The following is a 7225-nucleotide window of genomic DNA, read 5'->3' on the forward strand; positions in this document are numbered from 1 at the left end:
AATGATATTAATAAATAAAATTCTGAAAATTAATAATTTTAATTATTTAAACGAATATAGTTTAAATATTAGAATACATAAATGAGAATTCATTTATAAGATTGTTGAGAAATTAGTTAATAATAAAGATGTAGTTAGAAACTGACTATTTCGTGACCCATCAATCAAATTCTGATCATACAAAAATTATGCTTATACAATTGTTATGCATTATTAAAAAGAAACCTGCTTTTGAGCAGGTTTCTTTTACAACAATCAGGCAAAAGTCAGAACACCATCCTGAGCAGTTAGCATAATCGTACTGTCAGGTGCGTAATCACCGGCTAATAATTCCTTAGCCAGCGGATTTTCAATTTCCGTCTGGATAGCGCGTTTCAAAGGACGGGCACCGTATACAGGGTCGAAACCCACTTTAGCCAGTACATCCAGAGCAGCATCGTCAACTTGCAAGTGCAAATCCATTTTTTCCAAACGGTTGCGCAGCCCTGCGAGCTGAATATTCGCAATTGCACGGATATTAGACTGATTCAAACTATGGAAAACCACCACTTCATCAATACGGTTTATCAGCTCAGGGCGGAAGTATTGTTTCACTTCTTCCATTACAACCGCTTTAATGGCTTCGTAATCATCACTCGCCATCTTCTGGATTTCCTGACTACCAATATTAGATGTCATCACAATTACCGTGTTTTTGAAATCGACAGTACGTCCCTGTCCATCTGTCAAACGCCCATCATCCAGTACCTGTAACAAAATGTTAAAAACATCTGGGTGGGCTTTTTCCACTTCATCCAGTAACACAACACTATAAGGATTACGTCGTACCTGCTCGGTCAGGAAACCGCCTTCTTCATAACCAACATAGCCGGGAGGCGCACCAATCAGGCGTGCTACAGAGTGTTTCTCCATATATTCCGACATGTCTACACGAATAAGATGAGTTTCACTGTCAAACAGGAAACTAGCCAGTGTTTTGCATAGCTCTGTTTTACCTACACCGGTAGGTCCAAGGAATAAAAAGCTGCCGTAAGGTTTATTAGGATCAGCCAGACCAGAACGTGAGCGGCGAATTGCATCAGCTACAGCTCTAACAGCTTCATCCTGACCTACCACACGTTCATGCAATACTTCTTCGATTTTCAGCAGTTTTTCACGTTCACCAGCCATCATTTTCGATACAGGGATACCTGTCATACGCGATACAATTTCTGCGATTTCTTCTGAGCCAACTTTAGTGCGTAACAGTTTGTTTGGCTGTGTATCATGCTGACCACTGTCTGCTGCCTGTAACTGAGCTTCAAGTCGTGGCAATTCCTCATATTGCAGCTTGGCCACATCCTCCCATTTGCCTTCACGTTTTAGTGCATCCATACGAACTTTAAGATGATCAATCTGTTCTTTAATGGTTACACTGCCTTGGGCTTTAGCACGCTCGGCTTTCCAGATTTCATCCAGATTGGCAAATTCACGCTTAACGTTATCCAGTTCTTCATCCAGTAAAGCCAGACGTTTTTTACTGGCTTCGTCATCTTCCTTCACCAAAGATGCGCGCTCAATTTCTAGCTGAATTTCTCTCCGTTTCAGCTTATCCATGCTTTCCGGCATAGACTGGCTTTCCACCTTAATCAGTGAAGCAGCTTCATCAATTAGGTCAATTGCCTTATCGGGTAGAAAGCGGTCAGTAATATACCGGTTAGACAATTCAGCTGCGGCCACAATAGCCGGATCGGTAATTTCTACACCATGATAAATTTCATACCGTTCCTGCAAGCCACGCAAAATTGCAATGGTATCTTCAACCGTAGGCTCTTTCACAAGCACCTTCTGAAAACGCCGTTCCAAGGCTGGGTCTTTTTCAATGTACTGGCGGTATTCATCCAAAGTAGTTGCGCCAATACAATGCAATTCTCCACGCGCCAACGCTGGCTTGAGCATATTACCTGCATCCATGGCTCCATCAGCTTTACCAGCACCAACCAGAGTATGAATTTCATCTATAAAAATTATTGTATTGCCTTCATCTTTAGCTAAATCGTTCAATACAGCCTTGAGCCGTTCTTCAAATTCACCTCGGAATTTAGCACCGGCAATCAAACTCGCCAAATCCAGCATCAGCAGCCGTTTATTGCGTAAAGAGTCTGGTACTTCATTATTAACTATCCGCTGAGCCAAGCCCTCAACAATAGCAGTTTTACCTACACCCGGTTCACCAATCAGTACCGGATTATTTTTGGTACGCCGTTCCAGCACCAAAATAGTGCGCCGGATTTCATCGTCTCGTCCGATTACAGGGTCCAGTTTGCCGGCACGGGCTTTTTCTGTTAAATCTGTTGTATATTTTTTCAGTGCTTCACGTTGGTCTTCTGCATTAGGATTATCCACACTTGCCCCCCCACGTACGGCATCAATAGCCATATTTAATTTATCTTCAGTAGCGCCTGCTTGTTTCAAAATACGGCCACATTGCCCATTTTCCTGTACCGCAGCTAGCAGAAATAATTCACTGGCGATATACGCATCATTGCGCTTGGTAGCTGCCTTATCCATCAAGTTCAAAATGTGCTGTAACTCGGTACTCGGCAGAATTTCACCGCCCTGACCAGATACCTTAGGTAAACCATTAATAGTGGTTTCAACTTGCTGTTTCACTTGTGCCAGATTGGCCCCAGCCTGTGTCAATATTGCAGCGCTGCCACTATCCACATCATCAAGCAAGGCTTTCAATACAAAAACAGCCTCAAGATATCCGGCATCCTGACCCAAAGCAATGCTCTGAGCATCCTGCAATGCCTGCTGAAACTTTGCTGTAAGCTTATCGAATCGCATCAGATTTCCTTCATTAAAATTTTAATTAATAGATATATTGGTATGAGAAAATTAATGTCAAGACCTAAAATGGCTAAAATAGAGTCTAATTTATAACTTGCTGATTTATAAATTTAATAAATAGTGATGTTATTAACAGCCTAGATTGCTCAATTCCTCACACCTAAACAGCATTGAATTATCACTATATTGTATTGATAGATTGTTTCCATAATGATAAGAAACAATTGATTTTATGAACATCATCGCCCCAACTTCGGAACCAAAACTGTATCAAACTTCAAAGCATAATCAGACATGCCTCTTTCCTTAGTAACGCGCAATATTTAAAAATTAAGCAAAGTTTGTGCTACATCATAAAAATATAAAAATTTATATAAATCATATTGTAAAGAATATTTATATGCTAAATACATTTTATGCTGTTAGGGCAGATGCCTGACTAAAATTTCACAAAATTTGTGAGTATATCTGTGGATAACTTAAAAAAAACAAGATGAATCAATCCAATTTTAAGGTGCTTAAAATTTAAGCAGAAAAACCATCCAATATACAAACCATTCAGCAACAACAAATCAATTTCTTATTTTGAAACATAAATATCAATAGATTCATCCAATTAATTCAATGCCACTGGAGATTTGACTTGTAGCTTCAATACAACTTGAGCATAAATTTGTCATATACTCATTTTTCCAACGCGTAAAAGATTAAATGGTGTAAAATTAATTATTATTATGAATATCAAAATAAGACAGCCATGAGAACCGAAGAATTTAATAAGTGCCGTGAATTTCTTGAAGGGCAAATCATGCGCACGCCTGAAAACAAAGAATTAATTGCCACATATCAAAAGCTGCTGGAGCTGAAGAGCATATACGATACTGAAATTCACATTTCCATGCTCGATAAGAAAGCACGCAAAATGGAGTTTCAGCAACAAGTCCAGTCAGGCAGTGTTACCGTTGCAGAAACTCATGAAGACGGTATGGACATTAAAGATGATTCTCAAAATTATAATCAGCTGCAACATAACCAAACTAATTTAATGGCTAATCAGAAAAACTGGTACAACTATCAACGGATACAGCATCATCACTTTGGCAACAATTAAAAAGCGTTACACGAACCTACATCATCTAGCAATAGATATTAATCATAAAGTTATTAGCCATGAAAGGAAGTTTTTTCTTTATTAAAGAAAAAACTTCCTTTTTATATTTTACTGTAATACTCAAAATAACAATGCAAGCCAAAATATATAAAAATACAACGATTCAGACACAATCAGAAAGCTAGTTAATATAAACTTCTTAATATTATGTGTGGCCACCAAACGGCATTGAGAAGAATTGATAACTACAAAGTATCCGAAAATAAAAATTCAAAACGAGCCTGAATATAAATACTCAATTAAAATTTTTTTGAAAATTTACAACACATTAAAATAATTCACGGATTATATTTGCCACCTATACAAAACATAATAATAATCACTTAAAGATTAATATAAAATTTTAAATAGGGGCTGAAAAATGGATTTATGGCTTGAAAATAGTGCGGGTACAAAGGCATATTCTGCTCAATGTATTAACAAAAATTTGGTACATAAACGTGCCATCAGTGAAGTGTTTATCACTTCAATAAAATCTACCAAACAAGATCAGTTTCTAGTCACGGCACAGCTTCCGCGTACGCATATGTATTTCAATGATAATCTTACGGGATATTATGATGCGATATTGCTACAGGAAATATTTCGGCAGGCAGCCATTAGCATCACACATCAATTCTATCAGATACCATTTTCCAATATTTTCATCATTGATAACACACAATTACAAATTAAAAATCATCAATTGTTAAAAATGATTAACCATCCAGCTGATGTGTTTATAGACATTAAAATACTGACATTTAAAACCAAACGCGATACTTTAACCGGTCTAACATTAAGTGAACAACTTTATATTAACAATTTACCGTGTGCTCATTCACAGACCACCATGCACTGGCTAAACCAAGCACTATGGACCAAATTAAGAAAAAAAACAGCCATTCAATCCGTTTCGCTTGGCAACGATTATTATTCTGAAAATTACTTTCCTCTTCCAGCATTTATGGTTGGTAAAAACCTGAGTAAAAATGTCGTAGCAACTAACCTGATTGAAAATCACGCAACTATTCAAACAACTTTAGGTTTCGATCCCGGCTATTCGGCACTTTGTGACCATGAAGTAGACCATATTTCAGGCATGGTCTTAGTAGAACTTTGCAAACAAACAGCTCTTATCGCTATCAGAAAATGTTTTCAACTACCGGCAAATCTGCTTGAGTTAATCTCTTGCTGCCTGAATTTCAAAGCCTTTTGTGAATTAGGGTCAGATGTAGATTGCGTGATAGATAAAGCAAAAATGGTACTGGACACCTCACAAGAAAATCAGACCATTACGTTCCCTATTGTGATAAAACAGAAAGACAAAACAATGGCGAGTGTTGACGTCACCTTTAAAATTTTATCCCATTAAAGCAGAGTCATTATCATGAATAAGCCTATATTCTGGTTTGATTTCGGGGGCGTACTTACGCCACCAATTAAAGTAATTATCTATCAATACCAGCAGAAAACCCAATTACCAGCAAATATCATGTTGCAAGCTGTAAAAGACACTGCTGCTGAATTTGGCTATACAGGACTCGAGCCTCTAGAAATTGGTTTAATCAGTGAGCAAGAGTGGGGCAGACGGGTAAAAAACAGATTGACCCAGCTCCAACCAAATATTGACACTTCAAAAGCCGATCTGGAACATTTCGGGCGTCAATGGTTTGAAAATATTCAACCAAATACACCTATGATAGATAAAGTTCGGCAACTAAAGAAAGCCGGATTCACCATAGGTTTATTAACCAATAATGTCAGAGAATGGGAAGCTTACTGGCGGCCTATGATAAACCTTGATGACGTGCTGGATATAATAGTGGATTCTTGTAAGGTTGGCTGCCGAAAGCCAGACCAGACCATCTTTCAAATAGCTGAGCAACAAGCCGACACAACTGCGCAACACTGTATCCTAATTGATGACACAGAAGAAAATTGTGTAGCCGCTCAAAAAAGAGGATGGCAAACTATTCATTTTATTGATAATGACCAAGTATTAAAGGAAATCAGTTATTTAACTGCAAACAAATGTTTAGAATAAAAATCTTTTTTCCTCCTATTAAGTTTAAGATCTACATCTGGGCAATTGCAATTCAATATAGTGATTTGTCACCCAATATTTTTTCCAAATAATTCATATAGACTTTTTAAAAAAACTGATTTTAATTAGAGTAGAAAAGATGTAAGAAAGGCTCGCTAAGTCTGAATACGCAGACTATAAGTATGTCTCTTACATGTATTGCTTATTTCTCCCTTCATTCATAAAACCAACTCCATACAAATAGCATATTTGAAATTTTTCAGATTTCGAAATTTCAGTAACCTTCACGATGCGATTTTTCAAAGTTACTACATCATGAGTAGAATCAGGTTATTTACCCCTATTTAATCAATTAATCTCATTATCTTTTATGGCATATGGCTCATATTTTAGATAGGCAATCAAGAGATAATGCTAATATTGTTGCTAAAAATTAACAGTTCATTAATGCTAAAGTCTTTATCTGAAAATAATATTGAATAAAATTTGAATAAAAATATTTATTATATATATCATAATGTTATTATAATATTTATTTAATTTGTTAATATTATATATGCATATTAGTAGTAATTAAATAGACTAAATTCCATTGTTCTTAATAAAAATTAATATTAAAAAGCAATCATGACGATTATAATTTTTGGAAACTTTCTGAAACAATTGTCTTCCTGTTACTAATATTTTTATAGATTTGTCCATTATTGTAGTTGCAATAAACAGAAGTCTAACCTCAAGTAATTTTCTTTATAAATTATGTGGAAATAAATGGAAATAAAACAGTATTTGAAATCTTCAGACTAATTGCTTCATTTTTAGCATAGGGGCAGCATTCCACAACGCAATATTTTTTATAAACCAGCCAGATTAAATGAATAAAAATCTCCATAAAATCATATTCTCTACTCTTAACTATCCATTTAAAGACGAAAATACCAGCCTCATTATTAAAGGCAATATTGCCTATCTTGAGAGCTACATGGATCACAGGCAGTCATAATTTACTTTCATATTTAAAGAGCAAAATGTATCTACAAAAAATCGTATTGCTTATCAATTTCTTGGCTAGTGGTCTTATAAGTGTTTACGCCTCTCCGGTAACAGAAGTAGCTTCCCAGCTAGACCGTCAGCAGCAACAGCAAATCATTCGCGAACAGCAGCGTCAGCAGCAGTTTCAGCAGCAAATGCAGCCCGAA

At 36.4% G+C, this 7225-nt stretch carries 4 protein-coding genes; 3 read left to right on the forward strand and 1 reads right to left on the reverse strand.

Translation table 11 applies throughout. The annotated features are described in order from the left end of the window. Positions 1–255: 255 nt before the first annotated feature. Positions 256–2829 (reverse strand): ATP-dependent chaperone ClpB, encoded by a 2574-nt coding sequence (clpB, locus tag J3U64_RS07960; RefSeq protein ID WP_267408849.1) that lies wholly within the window; start codon positions 2827–2829, stop codon positions 256–258. Positions 2830–3589: 760 nt separating this feature from the next. Here clpB and J3U64_RS07965 point away from each other — a divergent pair. The 3 genes from J3U64_RS07965 (at position 3590) to J3U64_RS07975 (ending at position 6029) form a co-directional block, all read left to right on the forward strand. Beyond that, a complete protein-coding gene (locus J3U64_RS07965; RefSeq protein ID WP_100141483.1) occupies positions 3590–3943 on the forward strand; it encodes a hypothetical protein in 354 nt (117 codons plus the stop codon). 421 nt (positions 3944–4364) lie between these two features. Beyond that, positions 4365–5357, forward strand: coding sequence for an AfsA-related hotdog domain-containing protein (locus tag J3U64_RS07970; protein WP_267408850.1), 993 nt, complete (start codon positions 4365–4367; stop codon positions 5355–5357). A gap of 15 nt (positions 5358–5372) precedes the next feature. Continuing rightward, entirely contained in the window at positions 5373–6029 is a 657-nt protein-coding gene (locus J3U64_RS07975) for an HAD family hydrolase (RefSeq protein WP_323811398.1), read from the forward strand. Positions 6030–7225: the final 1196 nt, after the last annotated feature.

This window comes from Snodgrassella sp. B3800 (genome assembly GCF_026535865.1).
Taxonomy (GTDB): Bacteria; Pseudomonadota; Gammaproteobacteria; order Burkholderiales; family Neisseriaceae; genus Snodgrassella; species Snodgrassella alvi_E.